This is a genomic window from Rhodosalinus sp. K401 (genome assembly GCF_041365735.1).
Classification (GTDB): domain Bacteria; phylum Pseudomonadota; class Alphaproteobacteria; order Rhodobacterales; family Rhodobacteraceae; genus Rhodosalinus.
In genome coordinates this window covers 112,022-135,561 of the sequence record NZ_JBGFSI010000002.1, presented here as the reverse complement: position 1 = coordinate 135,561, position 23,540 = coordinate 112,022, and the positions used below count along the sequence as shown (strand labels likewise).

Genomic DNA, 23,540 nt, shown 5'->3' with positions numbered 1-23,540 from the left:
CCGTCGCGGCCGCACGGAGCCATGAAGAGCACGGAACCGACACCGAACCGGCACGAGAAGCTGCGCCGCGCGCTCGCTCACCTCGAGCGGGGTGGCGTGAAGGGAGCCCATGCGTATGCGCCCGCCTTCCGGTCGTTGGCACGGGCCGGGTACATCCTCAGGCCCCTGCACTACTGGTCGTTTCTGGGCCTGACGGCATTGGGGTTCTTCATGTTGGTGGTCTTGATCGGCGGCACCGTTACAGTCTGTCTGACGATGGGATTTGTCCCCCGCCCGGTGCATCGCGTCGTGAGCGCGGGTCCCGTGGTCTTCCTTGGAGTATCGGTCGCGTTGGCTCTCGTGTTCGCCGCGGCGCACAAGATCAAGGCGCGCAGTATCCGTTTGCCGAAGTGGCAGGATCTGTGAAACGGGTGGCGACGGCACGCTGGCGCAGATCGGACATGTAAAGGGCTTAGGGCTGGCGTCGTGCTGGAGAAGGTCGTCGTAGATGACGGCTTCGAGGTCGCCGTTGCTGGCGTAGCTGCCGTGCCGGATGGGGCTGTTCATGTGCTCTGCGGCTTGGCGCGGACGTCACATATCCCTGCACGCTGCATCTCCGCCTGCGGCGCCCAGGTCGATCCACTTGGTTTTCATGCCGTGATTGAGGTCGGGTTCGATTACCTCTGGCAGTTCGTGCACCCGTAGGGCATGTGCTCGCCAGATGAACTTGTCATCATTGGTATCGGGCGTGATGCCGCCGACGTCCCGTTCATTTAGACCCCGACGAGGCTCTGTTGCACAAACCCCCGTGAGGGATTCATCTTGTGAATCCAGCGTGGTAGCTGTGGTGCATGAGCAGACCGACACCCCCGACCTACAAGACCAGAAACTGGCCAGCCTATAACGAAGCGCTCAAGCGCCGGGGCTCGCTGACGGTCTGGTTCGATCCCGAGATGATCTGGGAGGCCGTGCCGACAGGCAGGCGCGGCCGCCAGCAGACCTACAGCGATACCGCCATCCAGACTTGCCTGACAATGAAGATGCTGTTCGGCATGGCGCTTCGGCAGACGACCGGGTTCGTCGAGAGCCTGTTGCGCCTGGTCGGCCTTGACTGGTCGGTGCCCGACTTCAGCACTCTAAGCCGCCGCCAGAGGACCCTCGCTGTAGACATCACATATCGTGGCTCCAAGGGGCCGCTGCACCTGCTGATCGACAGCACCGGCATCAAGGTCGAGGGCGAAGGCGAATGGCACGCCCGCAAGCACGGCGGCCCCAAACGGCGGGTCTGGCGCAAGATCCATCTCGGAATCGACGAGCAAACACTGTAGGTCCGGGCCGTCGAGATCACCGGGAGTCACATCGGCGATGCACCGGTTCTGCCTGATCTGCTCAGTCAGATCCCGGCGGACCAGGAGATCGGGTCGGTCACCGCTGACGGCGCCTATGACACACGCAAATGCCATGACGCCATCGCCGACCGCGGCGCCCACGCCGTCATTCCGCCGCGGAAGAACGCCACGCCCTGGAAGACGATCACTGCCGGAGCCGTGGCGCGCAACGAGGCTCTGAGAGCGTCGAAATACCTCGGCCGAGCGCTCTGGCGACGATGGAGCGGATACCACCGCCGAAGCCGCGTCGAGACGAAGATGCATTGCGTGAAACTGCCGGGACAGCGCCTCATGGCACGAGACTTCGACCGCCAGGTTGCCGAGATCCAGGTCCGCATCGCCGTTCTCAACGGCTACACCGCGCTCGGCAAACCCGTCACAGAGGTCGTAGGATAAGTCTGTCAGGGGAAAGGGGAACCTCGGTCAAAAGCCGATTTCTGCAACAGAGCCACGCCGATCGCTAACGCGCCGCCGAGGATCGCGCCGACATAAGGTATGAACGAGATCAGTCCGCTCATCGTGCCGATCGCGAACCCGTAATTGAGACCGACAAGCAACAGCACACTTGCGTAATAGATCGCAAGAACCGCACAGACCAAGGCCTGCCCCCGCACGAACCCGGCCAGGGTTNAGGATAAGTCTGTCAGGGGAAAGGGGAACCTCGGTCAAAAGCCGATTTCTGCAACAGAGCCACGCCGATCGCTAACGCGCCGCCGAGGATCGCGCCGACATAAGGTATGAACGAGATCAGTCCGCTCATCGTGCCGATCGCGAACCCGTAATTGAGACCGACAAGCAACAGCACACTTGCGTAATAGATCGCAAGAACCGCACAGACCAAGGCCTGCCCCCGCACGAACCCGGCCAGGGTTGCGTCGATATCGGCCGCGAGATTTCGCACGGTAGCAAGATGATGTCGTGGTATCGCATCGTCGAGTGTGCGGATGAGGCGGTCCCAATCCATGAGCAGATAAAACGCGACGACCGGCATGACCACCCAGAACAGAACCAGCTGGGTCAATCCCGAAACCCCGGCATACAGACCCGCGAGAACCTCTTCGCGGTTCTCGCCAGCGGCCTCCGCGGCATCCGCCAGCAATTCCTTGGTTTGTTCGCTGGCACTGCGGAAGACACTGGGCGATCCCTCGCCGAACACATCCTTGATTTGTGTGAGAGTTTGCGGCGCCCGCTCCAACAGGTTCGCGATCTCCGTCAAGATGATCGGTGCCGCGACCGCGAGGGACCCGAGAAGTCCCCCCATGATCAGCGTCAGAAGAACGGCTGCTCCGGCCGCCCGTGGCACGCCGAGACTTGTCAGCCACCGCATCGCCGGTTGCGAGAAATAAGCCAGGACAGCGCCAATCACGAACGGCACCATGATGTTTGAAATCAGCAAACCCGACAGCGAAATCACCAGGATCAGAGTCACCCAGAACGCCGCCTGGAGGCCCCAGGACGAGGACGGACGCCACCGTGGACGCGCTTCAAGATCCCGGTGCCGGGCTGGTTGCGTGTCAGAAACGTTCGTCATGTCGCCTCGCCGATTACATCGTCGAGCGTCAACGCAGCGGACGCGCAACTGTTCCGATGCGGGGTAGACCTTCTGGTCGAATCTGCGCGCGAGGGCCATACGCAGGGCTTGGCCGGCCAGAACCTTCTATTGATCGGGTTGGAACAAAACCCTGCCCCGCAGGTTCTCACGGCAGGCTTGCTCAACTCTGTAACGCGGCAAGAAAACCTGAAAAAAGCGACGAGAGGGTAAACGATGAACTCGGATCAACTGGACCTGCCCCCTCGCGTCCCTCAGTCATAACGAGCGTCCGCGGGTGGGTGGCTAGCGTTCAGTCGCTGCATCGTCCATCAACAGAAATCGTCAGATGAAATTAGCCGTGTCAGGCACTTGTCCCCAATATCGTGCAGAATGGCACCGGAGTGACGCGGTATGAATTTGATCCCCGCACGCGTTTGAAGATCAAGACCAACAGCATGAGAGGTGCCCGGGGCAACCGTGACCTGGCGTCCCGCAAACTGACCCGTGATCATACGGTGAATATGCCCGCAGGCGATCTGCACCGGGCCGTCATGGTCACGCAACAGGTCCTCGAAACGTGGATTGGGGGTGAGGCCAATAGCGTCCATCGCGGATATACCCGTATCAATGGGCGGGTGATGCATGAAGATCAGTACAGGACGGTGCCGCAGATCGCGCAGCGTGACCTCGAGCCACTCCAGTGTTGCGTCGCTCACGGCCCCATGGGCCACTCCTTCAACCAGCGTATCAAGGCCGAGGATGGTGATACCGTCGAGATCCTCGCGCCAGTTGATCGGCCCTTCATCGGGCATCAATTCGTCCTGCGCAACGACGGCACGCACGGCCTCGCGACTGTCATGATTGCCCGGGATGGCGCACCAAGGCAGCGGCGCCTCGGCCATTATCGCGCGCAGATGGTCATAGGCACCCTCGCATCCCGTTTCGGTCAGATCGCCCGAAATCACGAGCCGCTCCACCGGTCCGATAGCGGGCAATAAGCCTGCCAGCCCGGACAGTATTTTTCGCAGCGCCGCAGCGGTATCGATCGTGCCCTTAAAAAGCTGCTCTTCGGGCATGATGTGAAGATCGGAAATTTGCAGGATGCGGGTCATGGAGTCCTCATTTCACGCCAGCGGTCAGGAAAGCTTGTACAAATTGACGCTGGAAGATCAGGAAACCGATCAAGAGCGGGGCGATCACCATGACTGTGGCTGCAGAGATGACCGAGATGTCGACGCCGTTCTCGGGCGCGCCGAAAAGTGACAAGCCGACCGTCAGCGGCCGGGTGGAGGGCGAGTTGGTCACGATGAGCGGCCAGAGGAAATTGTTCCAGTGGGTCGCCACAGAGACAAGGGCATAGGCGAGATAGGTGGGGCGCGCGGCGGGGACGTAGACCCGCCACAAAACGCCCAACGTGCCGCACCCTTCGACGCGGGCGGCCTCGTCCAGATCCTTCGGCACGGATTTGAACGCCTGCCGCATCAGGAAGATACCAAAGGCCGAGGCCATGTAGGGCGCGCCGATGCCCATTATGCTGTCAAGCAGACCCAGGGAGGCCGCGACCCGGTAGTTTTCAACGATCAACACCTCGGGCAGGATGAAAAGCTGCATCAGCACAAGAATGAAAAGCGCGTCGCGCCCACGGAACTCTGTCTGGGCAAAGGCGAAACCGGCCAGTGTGCAAAGCAGGAACTGCCCCGCCAGGATCAGCGAGACCAGCACGAAGGTGTTGAGGAAATAGCGCAGCCAAGGCGCCCCGGCCCAAGCGGTGCGGAAATTCTCAAGCGTCAGGGGCGCGGTCAGACGGAAGTTCACCGCGTCACTGACGTCGTGAAGCGCCGCCCAGAATGCAAAAAGCAGCGGCGAAATCCACAGAATGGCCAACAGGATCGCGGCGGCGGGTTCGATGCAACGGATCATCGGTAATGCACCCGCCGGTCAAGCACGAGGAACTGAAAAGCCGCGACCGCCCCCATCAGGGCCAGCACCAGCACCGTCATCGCCGCGGCTGCTGGTCTGTCGAAATAGGCGAAGGCGTTTTCCCAGATATAGTAGAGGATCAGCTTGGAACTGTCCGAGGGCCCGCCCTTGGTCAGGATGAACAGATGGTCGATCAGCTTGACCGAGTTGATAATTGCATTGATGAGGATGAACAACGTGGTCGGCATCAGGAGTGGCAGCACGATCCGGCGGGTATAAGTCCAGCGGCTTGCCCCTTCGATATCGGCGGCCTCTTTCAAGTCGGGCGGAATGGTTTGCAGCGCCGCGAGGTAGAAGATCATGAAGAACCCCGCCTCTTTCCAGATCGTCACCACGCAAATCGCCCAAAGCGCGGTTTCGGGCTCACCAAGCCAGTTGACCGGCTCCGCTCCGAACAGCGCGCCGATCTGGTTGAGGATGCCGAAACTGGGCGTGTAGAAAAACAGCCAGAGGTTCGCCGCCGCGATCATCGGCAGCACGGTGGGGGTGAAATAGGCGGTGCGAATGAAGCTGCGCGCAGGCAGTTTCGAGTTGGCCCAAAGCGCCATGATCAGCGCCAGTGCCATGGAAACCGGAATGGTGACAAGCGCATACGAGAGGTTGTTGCCTGCCACCTGCCAGAAGGTCGGATCGTCGAACAGATAGCGGTAATTCTCCAGCCCCACGAATTCGGCCGGGTTGCGCCGGGTGCCGCGCGACCAAAGCGATGTCACCATGGTGGCCAGCGATGGGTAGAAGGCAAATGCCGTCAGCATGATGAGCGCGGGCGACAACAACAGCCAGCCGTGAAGTGCGCGGCGGCGGCGTGCCAGCGTGAAGGCGTCGGTCATGCGGGTCTCCACGGCCGGGCCGGTTGACTGAACCGGCCCGGCACAGAGCGTTGAGGGCGCTTACTTGTAGGCGCGCAGTTGACGCTCGGCGGCGGCCTGTGCCTCGGCCAGCGCGTCTGCGGGGCTTTTGTCGCCGGTCAGCGCCGATTGGATCGCGGCATTCAGCCCATCGCGAACACGCGCTGTCTCGAAGGTCGAGAATTCGGCAACCGCATGCTCAAGCTGATCGCGCGCCACCAGGGCGGGCGGGAAGTCAGCCGTGTAGGCCTTGAGCGCCTCGGTTTCGTAAGCGGCGGGCGAGACGCCCATATAGCCCGTCTCGATGGACCACTTCGCGGCCTGCTCGGGCGCGGTCATGAACTTGATGAGTTCAAGCGCGGCCTGCTTTTCCTCTTCGGTGGAGTCCTTGAAGAGGTAGAAATTGCCGCCTCCGGTGGGTGATCCCAAGCGTTCCTTGCCGGGCAGCATGGCAACACCGAAATCGAACTCGGCATTGTTCTTGACCGCCGTCAGGTTGCCGGTGGAATGCCACATCATCGCGGTCTCGCCCTCAAGGAAGGCTTGGCGCAGCGTGCCCCATTCAACTGTGCCCTCGGGCATGATGCCATGTTCGGTGGAGAGGGACTTCCAGTATTCAAGCGCCTCGACGGTATCGGGGTCGTCGAAATAGGTGGTCAGCCCGTCATTTGACATCAATTCCTGACCGTTCTGGATCGCCAGGGCCTGGAACATCCAGTAGGGATAGCCCGTCGAGGGGATCATCAGGCCGTGATGGTCGTCCGTTGTCAGGGCTTTGCCCATCTCGACCAATTCATCCCACGTGGTCGGCGCCTTTTCCGGGTCAAGGCCCGCCTCGCGGAACATGTCCTTGTTGTAATAGGCGACGATGGTCGACCGCTGGAACGGCACGCCCCATGTCTGGCCCTCGATCTGGCCGTTGGCCATGAGCGCAGGGTAGAAGCTGTTCAGCCATTCCTGCTCCGCCTCGGTCTCGATGGCGCTCTCGAAGGGCACGATGAGGCCTTGCTCGATCAGGTCATAGGCGTCGATGGAAAACATCGCGGCANATCAGGTCATAGGCGTCGATGGAAAACATCACGGCAAGCTGCGCCGGATCGCCGGATTCAAGCGCCGCAAGCGATTTGATGCGCGTGTCGTCATAGTTGCCGGCATAGATCGCGTTGACTGTGATATCAGGGTTTTGCGCCTCGAACTCGGCAACGATCCCGTCGACCACGTCGGTCAGCGCGCCACCGACGGCGATGGGGTAATACATGGTCAGCTCGGTCTCGGCCATGGCCGGATTGACGAGCGCGGTGGAGGCCGCCATTATAGCAGATACAGCAGTGATACGGGTCATTCTGAGAGGTCCTCTTTGGCTGTTTGAGTTGAAGTGGGGGCCTTATGGCCATCCTCGGGCGCGGGATTTTGGCGAATGCGCGCCTTTGGATTCTGCTGCGGCTCCTTTTTCAGGCTTCCGGTGACGGAGTCGAAAAGGAGCCGGTTTTCCTCGGGGATAATTACACCAACCATCTGGCCGGGCCGAAACGCGGCCGGGCCGGGCAGGATCGCGGCAAGCCCCTCGGCCGCCGGATGGGTGAGTGCCAGCCGGGTTTCGCCGCCCAGGTACTCGAAATCCTCGATCCGCGCGTCAAGATCGCCTTGCCCAGCCGACACGAGCGAAACAGCTTCGGGGCGCATGCCTATGGTAGAAGCGCCCTCTTGCCCAAGCGCGGTTGCATTAATCAGCGACATGGGCGGGTCACCGATGAATTGCGCGGCAAAAGTGGTTGCCGGGCGCGCGTAGAGCTCCGAAGGCGTGCCAACTTGTTCAATGCGGCCCTCCCGCATCAGCACGATCTTGTCCGACAGGCTCATCGCCTCGCCCTGATCATGGGTCACGTAAACCACCGTCAACGACAGCTTGCGCGCCAGTGTCCGGATGTCGCGACGCACTGAGTGGCGCAACTTGGCATCTAGGTTCGAAAGCGGCTCATCCATCAAACACAGCGGCCGCTCGGCCACCGCCGCCCGGGCCAGCGCCACGCGCTGCCTTTGCCCCCCCGACAGCTCAGACGGTTTGCGCCGCTCCAGCCCCTCCAGCCCCGTCATGGCAAGGACCTCGGCCAGACGCCGCTCCCGGTCCGCGCGGGTGACGCGCCGCACCTTGAGCCCGAATATCACGTTTTCAGCCACGTTGAGATGCGGAAACAGCGCGTAGGACTGGAACACCATCGACAGGTTGCGCTGCGCGGCCGGCAGGGCCGTCACGTCACGGCCGTCGATCCATATGCTGCCCGCTTGCGGCTGTTCCAGCCCCGCGATCAGGCGCAGCATCGTGGATTTTCCGCAGCCCGACGGGCCGAGGATCGACAGAAAGGCCCCTTGCCGCAACTCAAGGCCGATGTCGCACACCCCGCCCTGTCCGTTCCATTGCCGCGTGAGGCCTTCAAGCATCAGAAAGCTCATGTGCCCTCCCCCGCGATGACCAACCGCTCGCCGAGCGACTCCAGCAGCGTGGCGAAAGGCGCACCGGGCTTGGCCTCGGTCACCACATGGTTGGCCTCGTCGAGATGACCGCCGACCGCCGGGGCACGGCGCCCGAATTTCGAGCTGTCCGCGACGAAAATGGAATGGCGTGCGTTTTCCTGTGCTTGGCGGCGGAGGCGCACCTCGGGTGCGTGGAAATCCAGCAGGGAGCCGTCAGTGTCGATGCCGGCGGCACCGTAAATGGCGAAATCCGCGCGGTAGGACGCGAAAAGCTCCTGTGCCAGAGACCCGAGGACGTCCCGATCCGGCAGGCGCAGTTCCCCGCCGGGGATGACAACCCGCGCACCGGGCGCCTCGGACAGGGCCATCGCCGCATTCAGGTTGTTGGTGATGACGGTCAAGCCTTCACGCTCGGCCAGCGCGGCGGCGACAACGGCCGGGGTTGTGCCAATCGAAAAAAATAGCGTTGCACCGTCCGGGATCAGCCCCGCGACATGGGACGCGATCCTCTGCTTGGCCGCCACATTCAGCGAAGTGCGCGCCGAATAGGGCAGGTTCGAACTGCCCTCGATGAATTCGGCCCCGCCGTGCAAGCGCCGCAATTTTCCCTGCGCACACAGCGCGTTGATATCGCGGCGGACGGTATGGGCCGAGACGCGCAGAACCTCTGCCAACTCGTCCACCATGACGCGCCCGCGGGACTGTGCCGTTTCGAGAATCGCCGACTGTCTGTTCATTCGAGGCCCCTTGCGTGCTCTTTTGAGCGAACACTATGTCGGCTCTATGAAACCGACGCTCATTAAAGCACTTTTGGCTCGGTTCGTTGCGCAAGTTGCGTCGTTGTTTCAAGAGGTTTTGGCGCAGGGGTCATTCTGAGAATTGGTGCGCAGCCTAGGGTCAGGACCCATTGATTGGCTGGTGAGGTCATGATTCACTGCTGAAAAAGCGAGGGGTGACATGAGCAACCTCTTCTGGCTGACGGAGGCGCAGATGGCGCGCATCGAGCCTTGCTTCCCGAAGGTGAGGAAGACCAGAAATCGATCCAGTGGATCGATTTCCTGACGAACCGGCAAACCCGGGGTCGACGACCGGCGCGTGCTGTCCGCCATAATCTTCATCAATCGCAATGGCTTGCGATGGTACGACGCGCCGAGAAAATACGGGCCGCACAGTTGAAGGGGACCGTGGCCCCAGTGGGGCCGCGTAAGCCCCGGAAACGCTCCACCATCCCTGGAAGCGCTGGAGCGAGAAGGGCGTGTTCGCCCGGATCCTCGCGGGGCTGGCCGCCGGGGAGCCGGAGGAAAGGCGGCGATGATCGACGCGACGTATCTCAAGACGCACCGGACGGCGACCAGCCTGGCGGTGAAAAAGGGGGGCGTGGACGCCTGATCGGCCGGACGCAGGGCGGCATGAACACCAGGCTGCACGGCGTGACCGACAGCCAGGGGCGCCCGATCCGGTTCTTCATCACCGCGGGCCAGGTCAGCGACGACGTCGGTGCGCGGGCGCTATGTGGGTTCCTGCCGGCCGTCGACTGGCTGATCGCCGACCGGGGCTACGACGCCGACTGGTTCCGGGACGCGTTGCAGGACAAGGGGATAAGGCCCGTTCAGGTCTGATTTGATCCAATGGATCAAATCTGTCCGCCCTTCACCCCCGGCCGGACGTCCCGCGACAAGGCTATTCTTTACGATAAGCGGCGATACAAGCGCCGCAACCGCATCGAGATCATGTTCGGCCGCCTGAAGGACTGGCGGCGCATCGCAACCCGCTACGACCGCTGCCCGAAGGTCTTCCTGTCAGCCATCGCGCTCGCCGCACCCGTCATCTTCTGGCTTTGACCATCATTGAGTCTGGAGCCTAGGGACCCCCTGAAACCACCACCCTCACTTTTTTCTGAGCAGCGCGCCGATGGCGCTGCCCCGGGCGATTTCCCGCCGGCCGAGATCGCAGATATCGGCCAGGCTTTCCGGGTCGGCTCCCTGCTGGCGGACATAGCGTTCGCCGAGGGCGCGGATGCGCGCCTTTTCGTCCTTGCTGTTCACGTAGGCGTCGATCTCGGACTTCGTATAGCCGAGGTCACGGGCGCGGTTTTCCAGCCGGTTCAGCGTGGCGAGCGCCCGAAGCATCCGCGCGTCGATGGTGTCGCAGCGGGTGCGGATCTCGTCGGCGATGGCCACGGCCAGGAGGGCGCCATCGATCTCCTCCACCTCGCGCAGCGGCGGGCGCGCGTCGGACGCAGTGGCGGTGCCGGCCAGAAGCATGGCGGCGAGGGCGGCGGCAATCGGTCTTCGCATGGTCGAACTCTCCCCGGGTTCGCGGGATGCATCGTGGTCCCGCGCGTCGCCCAAGAGACGACATATGATCGCCTGTCATGCAATAACACGGGGCCCGCCGCGCCTCTCTGGCGACCATACCGTCCTACCAGCCCAGGCACTCTCCCTGAAGAAGGAGCGCGCCATTCTCGATCCGCAGCGCGGACGCCTCGGCATCTGGCGAGAGCGTCCAGCGCACCGCCGAGGATCCGTAATTGCGGATGCAGTAGACGGTCGCCTCGTAGCGGCCGGCCTCGCGGGCGCCGGCAAGCCCCTGCCCGGCATTGCGCACCGAGATCGTGAACTTCTCCCGCTCGCCACCGATGGTCGAGACGCTGGCGGGGTAGATGTTGCCGTCGAACGCCACGCGGCTCTGGCCCTGGCCGCACGCGGCCAGCGTCGCTGCCGCGGCAAGCGCCGCGATGATCGCGCGCCGCCGCCCTCTCATTCCGCGGCCACCGCGCTCGCGCGGCCCGTCTGCTGCGCCTTGATGCGGTCCTCGATCTCGTCGCGGAAATGCCGGATGAGGCCCTGGATCGGCCAGGCCGCCGCGTCGCCCAGCGCGCAGATCGTGTGGCCCTCCACCTGCTTGGTCACGTCGAGCAGCATGTCGATCTCCTCGACTTCCGCCTCGCCGTTCACCAGACGCTCCATCACGCGCATCATCCAGCCCGCGCCCTCGCGGCAGGGCGTGCACTGGCCGCAGCTTTCGTGCTTGTAGAATTTCGACAGCCGCCAGATCGCCTTGATGATGTCGGTGGACTGGTCCATCACGATCACCGCCGCCGTGCCGAGGCCCGACCGGTTCTCGCGCAGCCAGTCGAAATCCATGATCCCCTCGCGCATGACCGAGGCGGGCAGCATCGGCACCGAGGAGCCGCCGGGGATCACCGCCTTGAGGTTGTCCCAGCCGCCGCGGATGCCGCCGCAATGCCGCTCGATCAGTTCCTCGAAGGAGATCGACATCTCCTCTTCGACCACGCAAGGGTGGTTCACATGCCCCGAGATCGCGAAGATCTTGGTGCCCGTGTTGTTCGCACGCCCGAAGCCCGCAAACCAGTCCGCGCCGCGGCGCAGGATGGTGGGCACCACCGCGATGGATTCGACGTTGTTGACCGTCGTGGGGCACCCGTAGAGGCCCGCGCCCGCCGGAAAGGGCGGCTTCATGCGCGGCATGCCCTTCTTGCCCTCGAGGCTTTCCAGAAGCGCCGTCTCCTCGCCGCAGATGTAGGCGCCCGCGCCGTGATGCAGGTAGAGGTCGAAATCCCAGCCCGAGCCGGCGGCGTTGGGACCCAGCAGCCCCGCCTCGTAGCATTCGTCGATCGCGGCCTGCAGCGCCTCGCGCTCGCGGATGTACTCGCCGCGGATGTAGATGTAGCAGGCATGCGCCCCCATCGCGAAGGACGCGATCAGGCAGCCCTCGATCAGCGTGTGCGGATCGTGGCGCATGATCTCCCGGTCCTTGCAGGTGCCGGGCTCGGACTCGTCGGCATTGACCACGAGGTAGGCCGGGCGGCCGTCGGATTCCTTGGGCATGAAGGACCATTTCAGGCCCGTAGGGAAGCCTGCGCCGCCCCGGCCCCGCAGGCCCGATTTCTTCATCTCCTCCACGATCGCGTCGCGGCCGCGGGCGATGATCGCGCCGGTGCCGTCCCAGTGGCCGCGCGCCTTTGCCCCGGCGAGCGAGCGGTCATGCATGCCGTAGAGGTTGGTGAAGATACGATCTTCGTCCTTCAGCATCGAACAGTCCTTCCCAGCTCCGGGCGCGTCCTCATCGGTCGCGGGCGCGCCACAGTCTTGCCGCCACCACGAGCGCCCAGAGAAAGGCGCCCATGGAGGCGAAATAGATCAGCATCTCGTAGCGCACAGGCAAACCTGCAAGCGCCACGAGCCAGGGCGCGAGGATCGCGGCGAGACCGGCGCCGGCGATCACGAGCGCGGCGATCCGCCCCTGCCGCGCGATCCGTCGCTGCCGGTCCTCCGAGCTCATCGCGCCCCCGTCGTCAATCGCTCTTTGCGGCGGCCAGGTCCTTCGCCTGCGCCACCCAGTCGTCGCGGGTCACCCGGCCCTTGAAGCCTTCGAGGTTCTCGTCGACCCAGGCGATCTCGTCCTCGGACCATGCCGCGATCTGGTCGAAATGGTAAAAGCCGAGGCTGTTCAGCAGCGTCTCGAGCTTCGGGCCGACGCCCTTGATCTTCTTCAGATCGTCCGCCTGGCCGCCACGGGGGGCCGACAGTGTCGCCGGCTTCGTCCCGCCCCCGGCCCCGGCGGCCTCCTTCGCGGCGGCCGCGCCGACCTTGCCGGCGCTCTCTTCCGGACCGGCCGATTTCGGCGCGGCGGTGCTGGCGGCGGCCTTCGCGGCGGGCGGCGTTGCGGAGGCCGGGGCGGACGACGCCGGCGGCACGTGGCGCGGCGCCGGCGCTTCGGTCTCGGCCATGTCCAGCGCCTCCAGCTTTTCCCGGCGAAGCGGCTCCATCCCGGTCAGCTCGCCAAGCGTGGTGTCCTCCAGCGGATTGCCGAGTATGCCGCAGACCTTGCGTTGAAGCACGACGCCCATGCCGGCCCCGAACGCGCCGCCCAGAACGAGCGCGACGAGGAACCACATCCTGTCGTTCAGCGCCACCACCATGCCAAGCCCGGCCACGGCGGCGAGGCCCCAGCAGAACTTGAGGCAGGTATCGTCCTTGCTGCTGGTCGTCATTCCCATTCCCCCTCAGATGTCGGTTTGCAAGGCAGCGTCAATAGACATCGCCCTTACTAACACGCTCCGAGAAATCCGTCTCTCCCCCTTCGGAAAGAACCCGTGCCTGCTCCACCCAGTTGTCGCGCGTGACGCGGCCCTTGAAGCCCTCGAGGTTCTGGTCGACCCAGGCGATCTCCTTCGCCGTCCAGCCGGCGATCTGGTCGAAATGGTAAAAGCCCAGACCGCGGAGAAGCTTTTCCAGCTTCTTGCCGATCCCCTTGATCTTCTTCAGGTCGTCCGGCCCGCCTTCGCGCGGGGCCTCCAGGCCCTCGGGTCGCGTGCCCAGATCGGCGGCATCGGGTTCGGGCCGCGGCGCGTCGGGGTCGAGCCTGGCCTCGGGGGCCGGAGCGCCGCTCTCGGGCTTGCCCCGGCCCTTCACCGGGGCCTCGCGCCGGTCGATCCCGGTGTCGTCGGCGGGCAGTTCCTCGGCGAGGACCGGCGTGTGCGGGTCGGGCTCGGGCGCGGTGTCGTTGCCGGACCGGTCGCGCCACGGGGTCACGAGAGGCACCTCGCTGCCGTCGATCCGCTTCACGGTGTCGCCCAGCTCCTCGGCGAGCGCGACGGAGGCGTTGCGCGGCAGGCGCTCCTCGCCATGGGCGTGCAGGCTCGTCAGCCCGCCCGCGGGTTCGGACGCGTAGCGCCCCTGCTGCGGCCCCGGCAAGGGCACCTCGCCCGCCGCCAGCGCATCGAGGATCTCGCCCAGCCGCCCGGCGGTCAGATCCTCGTAATAGTCCTTGCCGATCTGCGCCATCGGGGCGTTCGAACACGCGCCGAGGCACTCGACCTCCTCCCACGAGAACTTGCCGTCAGGGCTCAGCTCGTGCGGTTCCCGGGCGATCTTCTCGCGGCAGACGCCGATCAGGTCCGCGGCGCCGCAGATCATGCAGGAGGTCGTGCCGCAGACCTGCACATGCGCGACCGAGCCCACCGGCGCGAGCTGGAACATGAAGTAGAAGGTCGCGACCTCGAGGGCGCGGATATGCGCCAGGCCCAGCAGGTCGGCGACGTATTCGATGGCCGGCCGCGACAGCCAGCCCTCCTGCTCCTGCGCGCGCCACAGAAGCGGGATGATGGCGCTGGCCTGCCGGCCCTCGGGATATTTCGTCATTTGCGCCCGCGCCCATTCCAGATTGGCGGGGGTGAAGGCGAAACTCTCCGGTTGTTCGTGGTGAAGACGGCGAAGCATGGAAGCTCCCTCGGTTGATCGCTCAGGCGGCGGGGGCGCAGGGCCCGGAGACGAGCCGCACGCCGCCCTCGGACGTGCGCACCGCCTGGTCGCTGGCAAGGCGGTATTGCGAGATGTCGAGAACCTGCTGGCGGGTGAGGCCGGCCTGAAGCTCGACCGGCGCGTAATCGGATTCGTAACGCAGCTCACAGCCGATGCTGGCCACGGCGAGATCGTAATCCGCAAGCTGCGCGTCGCTCACGTTCTCCGGCGGCATCGCGCAACCCGCGAGCGCAGCGGCCGCGGCGACCGCGAGCACGGCGGCGCGGGGCAGGCCCAATTCTGTCGTCGTCGTCATTCTTGCCCGTCCCCTCCTTTGCTCCGGGGTCGCCCCCGGGCGCCGTCTTAGCGGTCGATCTCTCCGAACACCACATCGAGCGTGCCGATGATCGCCGCCACATCGGCCAGCTGATGGCCGCGCGAGATGTGATCCATCGCCTGCAGGTGCAGGAACCCCGGCGCGCGCAGCTTCGCGCGGTAGGGCCGGTTGGTCCCGTCAGCCACCAGGTAGACCCCGAATTCGCCCTTGGGTGCCTCGACCGCGGCATAGACCTCGCCCTCGGGGACGTGGAATCCCTCGGTGTAGAGCTTGAAGTGATGGATCAGCGCCTCCATCGAGGTCTTCATGTCGCCGCGCGAGGGCGGCGCGATCTTGCCGCGCGCGATCACCTCGCCCGGTTCCGCGCGCAGCTTCACGATCGCCTGTCGGATGATCTTCACGCTCTCGCGCATCTCGGCCATCCGCACGAGGTAGCGGTCGTAGCAGTCCCCGTTCTTGCCCACGGGCACTTGGAAGTCGAACTCGTCGTAACACTCGTAGGGCTGCGCACGGCGCAGGTCCCAGGCAAGGCCGGAGCCGCGCACCATCGGCCCCGAGAAGCCCCAGTCGAGGATCTCCTGCTCGCTGACCACGCCGATATCGACATTGCGCTGCTTGAAGATCCGGTTCTCCGTCAGAAGCCCGTCGATGTCGTCGAGCACGGCCGGAAAGGTCTCGGACCATGCCTCGATGTCGTCGAGGAGCGCGGGCGGCAGATCCTGGTGCACGCCGCCCGGGCGGAAATAGGCGGCGTGAAGCCGGGCGCCGCAGGCGCGCTCGTAGAAGACCATCAGCTTCTCGCGCTCCTCGAACCCCCAGAGCGGCGGGGTGAGCGCGCCCACGTCCATCGCCTGCGTCGTGACGTTCAGCAGGTGGTTCAGCACCCGTCCGATCTCGGAGTAGAGCACCCGGATCAGGCTCGCCCGGCGCGGCACCTCCACGCCGGTGAGCTTCTCGATGGCGAGGCACCAGGCGTGTTCCTGGTTCATCGGCGAGACGTAGTCGAGCCGGTCGAAATAGGGCAGGTTCTGCAGGTAGGTCCGGCTTTCCATCAGCTTTTCGGTGCCGCGGTGCAGCAGCCCGATATGCGGATCGCACCGCTCCACGATCTCGCCGTCGAGCTCCAGAACGAGACGCAGCACGCCATGCGCCGCCGGGTGCTGGGGCCCGAAATTGATGTTGAAGTTGCGGATCCGTTGCTCGCCGGTGAGCACGTCGTCGAACTGGCCGTCCATCATCCTATCCTCATCTCACCCAATCGTCTGGCAAGCCGCCCGGAATTCGCTCCCGGACGGCGCGGTATTGAGGCTCGAGCCATACCCGAAGACGATCATGCATCTTGGTTTCAATCGACTCTGCGGCACCTTCGTTCAGCGGATCGACCGAAGGCGGGGGCATCGCGCTCAGGCCGAGAAACGTGCACAGTCTTCCCAACGCCGGTGCCGTGAACAGTTCCTCGAAAAAGGCGACGTGAACCCGATCTCGCGCGACTTGACCGAAAAGCCGATCAAGAGTGCCGCCGTAGTCACAGAAAGCTGCCATGCTGTGCTGCAAGTCGAGGTTCCCTGCAAGGAAGTCTTCTGCAAGCTGATGGGCTGTCACGCTGCGGCCCTCGCGGCGTTGCGCGATGCGTGCGCGCATTCTCAGATGCGACCACAAGCGCGCGACCGGATCTCTCAGAATGAATACGAACCGCGCGTCGCTGCCAAGAGCTGCCATCCGCGAGAACGCGTTACCGTCGAGCGTGGCGTATTGGGGTGTGATGTCGCCGCAGCGCTTCGCCCCAGACCGCGCGGCCTGTCGAGGCCAAAGGTAGGCCAGATAGTCACGGGACGTTGCATCTGCCCTGTCCAGAAGGTCCGCCCACTCAATCGCGTCGCGAAGGAAGGACAACTCTTTCGTCCTCAGTCCGCCCGGTTTCGAAAATCTCGATTGGCGACGCAAAGCCTCGCTTACCCGCACTTCCAGTTGCCGGGCCACTGCATCGCGCCTGCCGGCCTTGCGATCAAAGAAATGGATTTCCTTGACGCTTCGCATGTAGCATTCCGGGTGCTGCGCAAAGTAAGAGTGCAACCAGGTCGTGCCGGCTTTGGCTGCACCGATGCAGTAAAAGATTGGTGCTTCACCAACCTCTTCGCGGCAACCGCGATAGCGCAAGTGATCGTGCTGCCGCATGTCAAATCGCTCCGCAACTCGCCTGCCACGACGGCGGCAAACGGCCCATGCGGGCCGCGACGGTATCGTATTGCGGGGCGAGGCGCGCGAGCGCGCGGGCGCGCAGGTCGGGGTCGAGCGTCGCGGGCACGCCCTCGTGCACGGGGGTCGCGGCCGCGGGGCGCGGGGTCAGGCCGAGGAAACGGCACAGCGCGTCGGGCACGGGCGCGGTGACGACCTCCTCGAAGAAGCCGAGAAAGAGCCGCGCGGGTTCCAGCGCGGCATCGAGGCGCGACAGGACGCCGGCATAGTCGCTCCGCGCCGCCACGTCGCGATGCCCGCCGTCGAGCCACTCCGCCATGAGCCGGTTGGCGCGCGGGCCGAGCGCCGCGCCCTCGGCATCGCGCCGGGCGACCATGCGCAGGTTGGACCAGAGCCGCGCCAGCGGGTCGCGCATCAGGTAGACGAAGCGCGTGCCCGGGCTGAGCGCCTGCATGCGCCGAAGCCAGTCGGCGGGCAGCAACGCGTAGGCGGGCGTGATGTCGCCCACCAGCTTAGCCTCACCGCGCCCGCGCATCAGGTAATCGAGATAGGCGGCGTCGGTCGCGGCATGGGTCACCTCGGCCAGTTCCTGCAGGTCGCTCACGCGGCGGAGCGCGCGGGTCTGCCCGGCATCCGCCCGCCGCGCCTCGGCCGAGATCGCCGCGTCGAGCTTGCGCAGCCGGCGCGGCCGCCGGCCCGCCTGCAGCGTGTCGAAGAAGTGAAGTTCCTTCACGCTTTTCATCCTGCACTCCGGGTGCCCCCGCAGGTAGCGGTAAAGCCAGCCGCTGCCAGCCTTCGTGGCGCCGAGGCCGAACAGAAGCAGGGGCTGGGCCATGCGGCGCGCCTTACCCGCGCCTGGCGGACACGTCGTCCCTGAAGGCCATGACCCACAGCAGCACCACCGCCCCGAGCGGCACGAGCGCCGCCAGCGCAAGCCAGCCGGGCATCCCGAACCGCGGCAGAAGCTTCCAGAAGGGTACGACGACGAGCACCGCGATCAAGAGCAGTCCGATCAGGCCGCCGCCGTTCATCGGCCCCATCATTTCGCGGCCTCCTCACCCTTCTCGTCGCCGGGCAGGATGTAATCCGCGCCTTCCCAGGGGCTCATGAAATCGAACTGCCGGTATTCCTGCACCAGCTTCACGGGCTCGTAGACCACGCGCTTCTGCACCTCGTCATAGCGCACCTCGGTATAGCCCGTGGTCGGGAAATCCTTGCGCAGCGGATGACCGCGGAAGCCGTAATCGGTGAGGATGCGGCGCAGGTCCGGATGGCCGGAGAAGAGGATGCCGAACATGTCGAACACCTCGCGCTCGAACCAGCCGGCCGAGGGGTGCACGTCGGTGATCGAGGGCACCATGTCGTCCTCGCTCACCGGGACCCGCAAGCGGATGCGGTGATTCTGGTACATCGACAGCAGGTGGTAGACGAGGTCGAAGCGCTTGGGCCGCTCCGGCCGATCGACCGCGGTGATGTCCACGAGGGTGGAAAAGCCGCAGGCCGCGTCGGATTTCAGGAACTCCACCAGCCCCGCGATGCGCGCCGGCGTGACCGACACGGTCAGCTCGCCGCGGGTCACTTGCCAGGACAGCACGCAGTCGGGTCGCTTCGCCTCGACATGGGCGCCGAGTTCTTTGAGGGCGTCGGTCATGCTTACCTTTCCGTTACGGGCCGGCCGCGTCAGCGCGTGATGGTGCCGGTGCGGCGGATCTTCCGCTGAAGCTGGAGGATGCCGTAGAGCAGCGCCTCGGCAGTGGGCGGGCAGCCGGGCACGTAGATGTCCACCGGCACGATCCGGTCGCAGCCGCGCACCACCGAATAGCTGTAGTGGTAATACCCCCCGCCATTGGCGCAGGATCCCATCGAGACCACGTAGCGCGGCTCGGGCATCTGGTCGTAGACCTTCCTGAGCGCCGGCGCCATCTTGTTCGTGAGCGTGCCCGCGACGATCATCACGTCGGACTGGCGCGGGCTCGCGCGCGGCGCGACGCCGAACCGTTCGGCGTCGTAGCGCGGCATTGAGGTGTGCATCATCTCGACCGCGCAGCAGGCCAGCCCGAAGGTCATCCAGTGCAGCGAGCCGGTGCGCGCCCAGTTGATGAGGTCCTCCGTCGTCGTGACAAGGAAGCCCTTGTCCTGCAATTCGCGGTTCAGAAGCTGCGTGCCGTGCTCGGGATCCGGGCCGGCCGCGTTCGCGCCGGTGGTCACTGCCATTCCATGGCCCCCTTCTTCCATTCATAGGCGAAGCCTGCGGTCAGCACCGCGAGGAACGCCATCATCGACCAGAACGCCGTCATCGAGATGTCCTGGAAGGCCACCGCCCACGGGAACAGGAAGGCGATCTCGAGGTCGAAGATGATGAACAGGATCGACACCAGGTAGAAGCGCACGTCGAATTTCATCCGCGCGTCGTCGAAGGCGTTGAAGCCGCATTCATAGGCCGACACCTTCTCGGGGTCGGGATTTCGCACCGCGATCACCGTGGCCGCGAGGATCAGCACCAGCCCGAGCCCGATCGCGATGGCCAGGAAAACGAGGATGGGGAGGTATTCCCTGAGCGTCTCTTCCACGGAGCTCTCCTTGTCATGCCCGCCCGCAGGCGGCGGCAGCGCGCCGCGCCCGTCAGGCAACGATCTACTCTCCACCCCCGGGGCGGTCAACCGACGCCGATGCCGCGGCACCCGATCCGGCCGCGGCGACACATGCTGCATACCGCCGCATGCGGCCGGTGCAAAGCCTGGCGGCTACCCCTCTGCCCAGCCGGGCGCGCGCCGCTCGAAGAAGGCGGCGATGCCCTCGGCCGCCTCGGCGCTTTCCCAGCGATCGGCGAGTGCTGCGACGGTTTGCGCGATATCCGCCTCCTCCACCGGGCGCGAGAGCGCGCGCAAGAGCGCCTTGGCCTCCGCCACCGCCCCCGGCGCGCAGGCGAGATAGGGCGCGACCTCGGCCTCGACGGCGGCATCGAGGTCGTCGGCCGGCACGGCGCGGGCCAGAAGACCGAGCGCCACGGCCTCTTCCGCGCCGAACCGCCGCGCCGACATGAAGACGCGCCGCGCCCGCGCCGCGCCCATGCGCGCCACGACGTAGGGCCCGATGGTGGCCGGGATGAGCCCCAGCCGGGTCTCGGTGAACCCCATGCGGATCCCTTCCGCGCCCACCGCGACGTCGCAGACCGAGGCGAGGCCCACGCCACCGCCGAAGGCGTTGCCGTGGATGCGCCCGACGAGCGGCCTGGGCAGCCGGTCGAGCGCCATCAGCATCCGCGCGAGCGCGCCCGCCTCCGCCATCCGCGTCTCGCGGCCGGCCTCCATCTGCGCGCGCATCCAGCCGAGATCACCGCCGGCGCAGAAGCTTTCGCCCTCGGCGGCGAGGACCACCACGCGAAGCTCCTCGTCGGCGCCCAGCAGGCGCGCGGCCTCGGAAAGCTCGGCGATCATCTGCGGCGACATGGCGTTGTGCTTCTGCGCCCGCGCGAGCGTCAGCGTCGCCACGCCGCGCTCATCGCGGCCGATCCGGATCGTCTCGAAGTCCTGCATGTCATCCGCTCCCGACTGCCTCCGCCTCACCAGGGCAAGGCTTTTCGAAAAGCCTTGCCAGCACCTGCCGCGGGATGTCCCGGCACGACATGGCCCCCGGGCCGCGCGCCGGACGGCCGCGCTTTCGAGCCCGGCCGCGCAGCGGGTCGCGCAAGGCTTTTCGAAAAGCCTTGCCTCACGCCCCGCGCATCGCGCGCGCCATCGCCGCGGCCTCGCCCAGCACGTCCATGTCGAGCCCGGTCGCGTAACCCAGCTCGGCAAGCCGCGCGGCCACCCGCTCGGTCGCCACGTTGCCCGCCGCGCCCGGCGCATAGGGGCAGCCGCCGAGACCGCCGACCGCCGCGTCGAAGACGCGCAAGCCCTGCCCGAGCGCCACCTCGATGTTGTCGAGCGCCCGTCCCGCGGTGTCGTGGAAATGCCCGGCCAGCCGTGCGGCCGGAACGGCCGCCACCACCGCCTCGAGCATCGCGGCGACGCGCTCCGGCGTGCCCTGCCCCACCGTGTCGCCGAGGCTGATCTCGTAGCAGCCCATCGCGTCGAGCGCGCCCGCGACCTCCGCCACTTTCGACGGCGGGACCGGCCCGTCATAGGGGCAGTCCGTCACGCAGGAGACGTATCCCCGCACCGGCAGGCCCGCGGCCCGCGCGGCCTCGACCACGGGCCGGAACCGCTCTAGGCTCTCGGCGACCGACGCGTTGATGTTGGCCTTCGAGAAGCCTTCCGAGGCCGCCCCGAACACCGCGATCTCGTCGGCCTGCGCCGCGATGGCCCGTTCGAGCCCGCGCATGTTGGGGGTGAGCGCGGCGTAGGAGACGCCGGGCGCGCGGCGGATGCCCGCGAGCACCTCCGCCGCATCCGCCATTTGCGGCACCCATTTCGGCGAGACGAAGCTCGCCACCTCGATGCGCCGGAACCCCGCGCGGCTCAGCAGATCGACGAGCGCGATCTTGTCGGCCGTCGGGATCGGCGCCGTCTCGTTCTGAAGCCCGTCGCGCGGGCCCACCTCGAAGATCTCCACCCGTTCCGCCATGGCCTGCGCTCCTCAGCCTTCCTCCGCCTCGAGCCGCACCAGCGCCGCGCCCGCCTCGACCTGGGCGCCCTCGGCCGCCAGCACCTCGGCCACCACCCCGTCGCGCGGCGCGGCGAGGGCGTGTTCCATCTTCATCGCCTCGAGCACGGCCAGCCGCTCGCCCGCACGCACCGTCTGGCCGGGCGTGGCGATCATCGCGCGCAAGAGGCCCGGCATCGGCGCCTCGATCACGTCCGCCCCGTGTCCGGCCGCCCAGGCCTGCGCCAGCGGATCGACGATCTCGAACTCCGCCCCGGAGACCCCGAAAACCGTGACCGCGCCGGCGGCGACATGGGTTCCGGCCGCCGGCCGGCCGCCGATCCGCCAGGCGCCGTCGCGGCGCTCGCAGGACAGTTCCGTCCCGGCGATCTCCACGACCCGCCGATCGGGGCCAAGGCACGTTATCCTGGCCTCGATATCCGTCTCGCCAAGGCGGAGCGCGACGCGCCACCGCAGCGGCGCCCACAGCGCGAAGCCCGTCGCGGGACCCGCCGGCGCGAGAAGCCCGGCCGCGGCGAGCGCCGCCTCGGCCCGGGTTTCGGGCGACGGCGCGGGCGCCGTGGCGAGCGCGTCGAGATCGCGCGCGATCAGCCCCGTGTCCACGTCGCCCTTGCCGAACCCGTCATGGCGTGCGAGCGCGCGCAGGAAGGCGAGGTTCGTCACGGTGCCCGCCACCTCCGTCTCTTCGAGCGCGCGCCGGAGCTTCGAGAGCGCGATGTCCCGCGTGGGTCCGTGGACCACGAGCTTCGCGATCATCGGGTCGTAATGCGGGGTGATCTCGTCGCCCGCGCGCACCCCGGTGTCCGCGCGCACGGCCGCGGGAAAACCCAGATGCGACAGCCGGCCCGTCGCGGGCAGGAACCCCTTCGGCACATCCTCGGCATAGAGCCGCGCCTCGAAGGCGTGGCCCGAAAGCGCGAGTTCCTCCTGGCGCGCGGGCAGAGGCAAGCCCGCCGCCACGCGGAACTGCCACTCCACCAGATCGACGCCCGTGACCGCCTCGGTGACAGGGTGCTCCACCTGCAGCCGCGTGTTCATCTCCATGAACCAGAACCGGTCGGGCCGGAGTCCCTCGGAGGCGTCCACGATGAACTCCACCGTGCCCGCGCCGCGATAGCCGATGGCTTCCGCCGCGCGCACGGCCGCGCGCCCCATCGCCGCTCGCATCTCGGCGGTCATTCCGGGCGCGGGGGCCTCCTCGATCACCTTCTGGTGACGGCGCTGGAGCGAACAGTCCCGCTCGAAGAGATGCACCGCCCGCGCCCCGTCCCCGAAGACCTGGACCTCGATGTGGCGCGGCTTGGCGACGAATTTCTCCACCAGAACGGCCGGGTTGCCGAAGGCGCCTCGGGCCTCCGCCCGCGCCGAGGCGAGCGCCGCCGGGAAGTCCTCCGCCCGCTCGACGAGGCGCATGCCCTTGCCGCCGCCGCCCGCCACCGCCTTGATGAGCACCGGGTAGCCGATCGCGTCCGCGGCCCCCGAGAGATGCTCGTCGTCCTGGTTCTCGCCGTGATAGCCCGGAACCACCGGCACTCCGGCGCGCTCCATCACCGCCTTGGCCGCGTCCTTGAGCCCCATGGCCCGGATCGCCTCGGCCGAGGGGCCGACGAAGACGAGCCCCGCCGCCTCCACCGCGGCCACGAAGTCGGGGTTCTCCGACAGAAACCCGTAGCCCGGATGGATGGCCTGCGCGCCCGCGGCCCGCGCGGCCTCGATGATCGCATCGCCCCGGAGATAGCTCTCGCCCGGCGCCGGCGGGCCGATCCGCACCGCTTCATCGGCCATCTCGACGTGACGCGCGCCCGCGTCGGCATCGGAATAGACCGCCACGCTGCGCAGCCCCATCGACCGCGCCGTCTCGATGACGCGGCAGGCGATCTCCCCGCGGTTGGCGATCAGAACGCTGTCGAACATCTCACGCCCAGCCCTTCTTCTTGG

The 23,540-nt window shown here is 66.3% G+C and carries 26 protein-coding genes and 3 pseudogenes; 4 read left to right on the top strand and 25 right to left on the bottom strand.

Annotation, left to right across the window (positions count from 1 at the left end; genetic code table 11):
* The first annotated feature begins 21 nt into the window (after positions 1-21).
* The 3 genes and pseudogenes from AB6A66_RS03115 to AB6A66_RS03105 all read left to right on the top strand — a co-directional run bounded on the left by AB6A66_RS03115 (position 22) and on the right by AB6A66_RS03105 (position 1,763).
* Positions 22-405 carry a DUF6404 family protein gene (locus AB6A66_RS03115; RefSeq protein ID WP_371036659.1) on the top strand — a complete coding sequence of 128 codons (384 nt, stop codon included), beginning with the start codon at positions 22-24 and terminating at the stop codon, positions 403-405.
* Between the two features lie 60 nt (positions 406-465).
* Positions 466-684 (top strand): transglutaminase domain-containing protein, encoded by a 219-nt coding sequence (locus AB6A66_RS03110; protein WP_371054745.1) that lies wholly within the window; start codon positions 466-468, stop codon positions 682-684.
* 146 nt (positions 685-830) lie between these two features.
* Positions 831-1,763 (top strand): annotated as a pseudogene (locus tag AB6A66_RS03105) (IS5 family transposase).
* 5 nt (positions 1,764-1,768) lie between these two features.
* On the opposite strand, the gene AB6A66_RS03100 reads toward AB6A66_RS03105, so the two are convergent.
* The 8 genes and pseudogenes from AB6A66_RS03100 to AB6A66_RS03065 form a co-directional block, all read right to left on the bottom strand.
* Positions 1,769-1,981, bottom strand: a complete 213-nt coding sequence (locus tag AB6A66_RS03100; RefSeq protein ID WP_371054744.1) for an AI-2E family transporter — start codon at positions 1,979-1,981, stop codon at positions 1,769-1,771.
* Positions 1,982-2,010: 29 nt separating this feature from the next.
* The gene (locus AB6A66_RS03095; RefSeq protein WP_371054743.1) at positions 2,011-2,796 is read right to left on the bottom strand and encodes an AI-2E family transporter; all 786 of its coding nucleotides are present in this window, start codon (positions 2,794-2,796) and stop codon (positions 2,011-2,013) included.
* A 431-nt stretch (positions 2,797-3,227) separates the two neighbouring features.
* The gene (locus AB6A66_RS03090; RefSeq protein ID WP_371054742.1) at positions 3,228-4,010 is read right to left on the bottom strand and encodes a phosphodiesterase; all 783 of its coding nucleotides are present in this window, start codon (positions 4,008-4,010) and stop codon (positions 3,228-3,230) included.
* Positions 4,011-4,017: 7 nt separating this feature from the next.
* Entirely contained in the window at positions 4,018-4,818 is an 801-nt protein-coding gene (locus AB6A66_RS03085) for a carbohydrate ABC transporter permease (RefSeq protein WP_371036665.1), read from the bottom strand.
* The gene (locus AB6A66_RS03080) at positions 4,815-5,708 is read right to left on the bottom strand and encodes a carbohydrate ABC transporter permease (protein ID WP_371054741.1); all 894 of its coding nucleotides are present in this window, start codon (positions 5,706-5,708) and stop codon (positions 4,815-4,817) included. The genes AB6A66_RS03085 and AB6A66_RS03080 overlap by 4 nt, the downstream gene beginning before the upstream one ends.
* 60 nt (positions 5,709-5,768) lie before the next feature.
* Positions 5,769-7,038: pseudogene (locus tag AB6A66_RS03075) on the bottom strand (ABC transporter substrate-binding protein).
* 26 nt (positions 7,039-7,064) lie between these two features.
* Entirely contained in the window at positions 7,065-8,177 is a 1,113-nt protein-coding gene (locus AB6A66_RS03070) for an ABC transporter ATP-binding protein (protein WP_371036668.1), read from the bottom strand.
* Positions 8,174-8,935, bottom strand: a complete 762-nt coding sequence (locus AB6A66_RS03065) for a DeoR/GlpR family DNA-binding transcription regulator (protein WP_371036669.1) — start codon at positions 8,933-8,935, stop codon at positions 8,174-8,176. Before AB6A66_RS03065 ends, AB6A66_RS03070 begins: the two co-directional genes overlap by 4 nt.
* 220 nt (positions 8,936-9,155) lie before the next feature.
* Between AB6A66_RS03065 and AB6A66_RS03060 the strand changes: the two are divergent.
* A pseudogene (locus tag AB6A66_RS03060) lies at positions 9,156-10,039 on the top strand (IS5 family transposase).
* Positions 10,040-10,084: 45 nt separating this feature from the next.
* On the opposite strand, the gene AB6A66_RS03055 reads toward AB6A66_RS03060, so the two are convergent.
* The 17 genes from AB6A66_RS03055 to AB6A66_RS02975 form a co-directional block, all read right to left on the bottom strand.
* Positions 10,085-10,495 carry a DUF5333 domain-containing protein gene (locus tag AB6A66_RS03055; RefSeq protein ID WP_371054740.1) on the bottom strand — a complete coding sequence of 137 codons (411 nt, stop codon included), beginning with the start codon at positions 10,493-10,495 and terminating at the stop codon, positions 10,085-10,087.
* A 124-nt stretch (positions 10,496-10,619) separates the two neighbouring features.
* Positions 10,620-10,961, bottom strand: coding sequence for a hypothetical protein (locus tag AB6A66_RS03050; protein ID WP_371036671.1), 342 nt, complete (start codon positions 10,959-10,961; stop codon positions 10,620-10,622).
* A complete protein-coding gene (gene nuoF, locus AB6A66_RS03045; RefSeq protein ID WP_371036672.1) occupies positions 10,958-12,253 on the bottom strand; it encodes an NADH-quinone oxidoreductase subunit NuoF in 1,296 nt (431 codons plus the stop codon). The genes AB6A66_RS03050 and nuoF overlap by 4 nt, the downstream gene beginning before the upstream one ends.
* A 31-nt stretch (positions 12,254-12,284) precedes the next feature.
* Positions 12,285-12,503, bottom strand: a complete 219-nt coding sequence (locus AB6A66_RS03040) for a DUF5337 family protein (RefSeq protein ID WP_371054739.1) — start codon at positions 12,501-12,503, stop codon at positions 12,285-12,287.
* Positions 12,504-12,516: 13 nt separating this feature from the next.
* Complete coding sequence (locus tag AB6A66_RS03035) at positions 12,517-13,215, bottom strand: NADH:ubiquinone oxidoreductase (RefSeq protein WP_371054738.1); 699 nt, start codon at positions 13,213-13,215, stop codon at positions 12,517-12,519.
* Positions 13,216-13,252: 37 nt separating this feature from the next.
* Positions 13,253-14,443 (bottom strand): NADH-quinone oxidoreductase subunit E, encoded by a 1,191-nt coding sequence (locus AB6A66_RS03030; RefSeq protein WP_371036675.1) that lies wholly within the window; start codon positions 14,441-14,443, stop codon positions 13,253-13,255.
* 22 nt (positions 14,444-14,465) lie between these two features.
* Entirely contained in the window at positions 14,466-14,780 is a 315-nt protein-coding gene (locus AB6A66_RS03025) for a hypothetical protein (RefSeq protein ID WP_371036676.1), read from the bottom strand.
* 47 nt (positions 14,781-14,827) lie between these two features.
* Positions 14,828-16,036, bottom strand: a complete 1,209-nt coding sequence (locus AB6A66_RS03020) for an NADH-quinone oxidoreductase subunit D (protein ID WP_371036677.1) — start codon at positions 16,034-16,036, stop codon at positions 14,828-14,830.
* A 10-nt stretch (positions 16,037-16,046) separates the two neighbouring features.
* Positions 16,047-16,976 (bottom strand): sulfotransferase, encoded by a 930-nt coding sequence (locus AB6A66_RS03015; protein ID WP_371036678.1) that lies wholly within the window; start codon positions 16,974-16,976, stop codon positions 16,047-16,049.
* Between the two features lies 1 nt (position 16,977).
* Complete coding sequence (locus AB6A66_RS03010) at positions 16,978-17,832, bottom strand: sulfotransferase (RefSeq protein WP_371054737.1); 855 nt, start codon at positions 17,830-17,832, stop codon at positions 16,978-16,980.
* A 10-nt stretch (positions 17,833-17,842) separates the two neighbouring features.
* Entirely contained in the window at positions 17,843-18,040 is a 198-nt protein-coding gene (locus tag AB6A66_RS03005; RefSeq protein WP_371036680.1) for a hypothetical protein, read from the bottom strand.
* Entirely contained in the window at positions 18,037-18,648 is a 612-nt protein-coding gene (locus AB6A66_RS03000) for an NADH-quinone oxidoreductase subunit C (RefSeq protein WP_371036681.1), read from the bottom strand. The genes AB6A66_RS03005 and AB6A66_RS03000 overlap by 4 nt, the downstream gene beginning before the upstream one ends.
* Positions 18,649-18,677: 29 nt before the next feature.
* A complete protein-coding gene (locus AB6A66_RS02995; protein ID WP_371036682.1) occupies positions 18,678-19,211 on the bottom strand; it encodes an NADH-quinone oxidoreductase subunit B family protein in 534 nt (177 codons plus the stop codon).
* Positions 19,202-19,567: an NADH-quinone oxidoreductase subunit A gene (locus AB6A66_RS02990; RefSeq protein ID WP_371036683.1), complete on the bottom strand. Its 366-nt coding sequence runs from the start codon at positions 19,565-19,567 to the stop codon at positions 19,202-19,204. The genes AB6A66_RS02995 and AB6A66_RS02990 overlap by 10 nt, the downstream gene beginning before the upstream one ends.
* Positions 19,568-19,741: 174 nt before the next feature.
* Positions 19,742-20,533: a crotonase/enoyl-CoA hydratase family protein gene (locus AB6A66_RS02985; protein WP_371054736.1), complete on the bottom strand. Its 792-nt coding sequence runs from the start codon at positions 20,531-20,533 to the stop codon at positions 19,742-19,744.
* 175 nt (positions 20,534-20,708) lie between these two features.
* Positions 20,709-21,563, bottom strand: a complete 855-nt coding sequence (locus AB6A66_RS02980; RefSeq protein WP_371054735.1) for a hydroxymethylglutaryl-CoA lyase — start codon at positions 21,561-21,563, stop codon at positions 20,709-20,711.
* Between the two features lie 12 nt (positions 21,564-21,575).
* The gene (locus AB6A66_RS02975; RefSeq protein ID WP_371054734.1) at positions 21,576-23,516 is read right to left on the bottom strand and encodes a biotin carboxylase N-terminal domain-containing protein; all 1,941 of its coding nucleotides are present in this window, start codon (positions 23,514-23,516) and stop codon (positions 21,576-21,578) included.
* Positions 23,517-23,540: the final 24 nt, after the last annotated feature.

What these genes read in the sequence shown, in the direction of transcription:
- AB6A66_RS03115 (WP_371036659.1), top strand. Translation starts at nt 22, where the DNA reads ATGAAGAGCACGGAACCGACACCGAACCGGCACGAGAAGCTGCGCCGC.
- AB6A66_RS03090 (WP_371054742.1), bottom strand. Translation starts at nt 4,010, where the DNA reads ATGACCCGCATCCTGCAAATTTCCGATCTTCACATCATGCCCGAAGAG.
- AB6A66_RS03085 (WP_371036665.1), bottom strand. Translation starts at nt 4,818, where the DNA reads ATGATCCGTTGCATCGAACCCGCCGCCGCGATCCTGTTGGCCATTCTG.
- AB6A66_RS03080 (WP_371054741.1), bottom strand. Translation starts at nt 5,708, where the DNA reads ATGACCGACGCCTTCACGCTGGCACGCCGCCGCCGCGCACTTCACGGC.
- AB6A66_RS03070 (WP_371036668.1), bottom strand. Translation starts at nt 8,177, where the DNA reads ATGAGCTTTCTGATGCTTGAAGGCCTCACGCGGCAATGGAACGGACAG.
- AB6A66_RS03065 (WP_371036669.1), bottom strand. Translation starts at nt 8,935, where the DNA reads ATGAACAGACAGTCGGCGATTCTCGAAACGGCACAGTCCCGCGGGCGC.
- AB6A66_RS03055 (WP_371054740.1), bottom strand. Translation starts at nt 10,495, where the DNA reads ATGCGAAGACCGATTGCCGCCGCCCTCGCCGCCATGCTTCTGGCCGGC.
- AB6A66_RS03050 (WP_371036671.1), bottom strand. Translation starts at nt 10,961, where the DNA reads ATGAGAGGGCGGCGGCGCGCGATCATCGCGGCGCTTGCCGCGGCAGCG.
- nuoF (WP_371036672.1), bottom strand. Translation starts at nt 12,253, where the DNA reads ATGCTGAAGGACGAAGATCGTATCTTCACCAACCTCTACGGCATGCAT.
- AB6A66_RS03040 (WP_371054739.1), bottom strand. Translation starts at nt 12,503, where the DNA reads ATGAGCTCGGAGGACCGGCAGCGACGGATCGCGCGGCAGGGGCGGATC.
- AB6A66_RS03035 (WP_371054738.1), bottom strand. Translation starts at nt 13,215, where the DNA reads ATGACGACCAGCAGCAAGGACGATACCTGCCTCAAGTTCTGCTGGGGC.
- AB6A66_RS03030 (WP_371036675.1), bottom strand. Translation starts at nt 14,443, where the DNA reads ATGCTTCGCCGTCTTCACCACGAACAACCGGAGAGTTTCGCCTTCACC.
- AB6A66_RS03025 (WP_371036676.1), bottom strand. Translation starts at nt 14,780, where the DNA reads ATGACGACGACGACAGAATTGGGCCTGCCCCGCGCCGCCGTGCTCGCG.
- AB6A66_RS03020 (WP_371036677.1), bottom strand. Translation starts at nt 16,036, where the DNA reads ATGGACGGCCAGTTCGACGACGTGCTCACCGGCGAGCAACGGATCCGC.
- AB6A66_RS03015 (WP_371036678.1), bottom strand. Translation starts at nt 16,976, where the DNA reads ATGCGGCAGCACGATCACTTGCGCTATCGCGGTTGCCGCGAAGAGGTT.
- AB6A66_RS03010 (WP_371054737.1), bottom strand. Translation starts at nt 17,832, where the DNA reads ATGGCCCAGCCCCTGCTTCTGTTCGGCCTCGGCGCCACGAAGGCTGGC.
- AB6A66_RS03005 (WP_371036680.1), bottom strand. Translation starts at nt 18,040, where the DNA reads ATGATGGGGCCGATGAACGGCGGCGGCCTGATCGGACTGCTCTTGATC.
- AB6A66_RS03000 (WP_371036681.1), bottom strand. Translation starts at nt 18,648, where the DNA reads ATGACCGACGCCCTCAAAGAACTCGGCGCCCATGTCGAGGCGAAGCGA.
- AB6A66_RS02995 (WP_371036682.1), bottom strand. Translation starts at nt 19,211, where the DNA reads ATGGCAGTGACCACCGGCGCGAACGCGGCCGGCCCGGATCCCGAGCAC.
- AB6A66_RS02985 (WP_371054736.1), bottom strand. Translation starts at nt 20,533, where the DNA reads ATGCAGGACTTCGAGACGATCCGGATCGGCCGCGATGAGCGCGGCGTG.
- AB6A66_RS02980 (WP_371054735.1), bottom strand. Translation starts at nt 21,563, where the DNA reads ATGGCGGAACGGGTGGAGATCTTCGAGGTGGGCCCGCGCGACGGGCTT.
- AB6A66_RS02975 (WP_371054734.1), bottom strand. Translation starts at nt 23,516, where the DNA reads ATGTTCGACAGCGTTCTGATCGCCAACCGCGGGGAGATCGCCTGCCGC.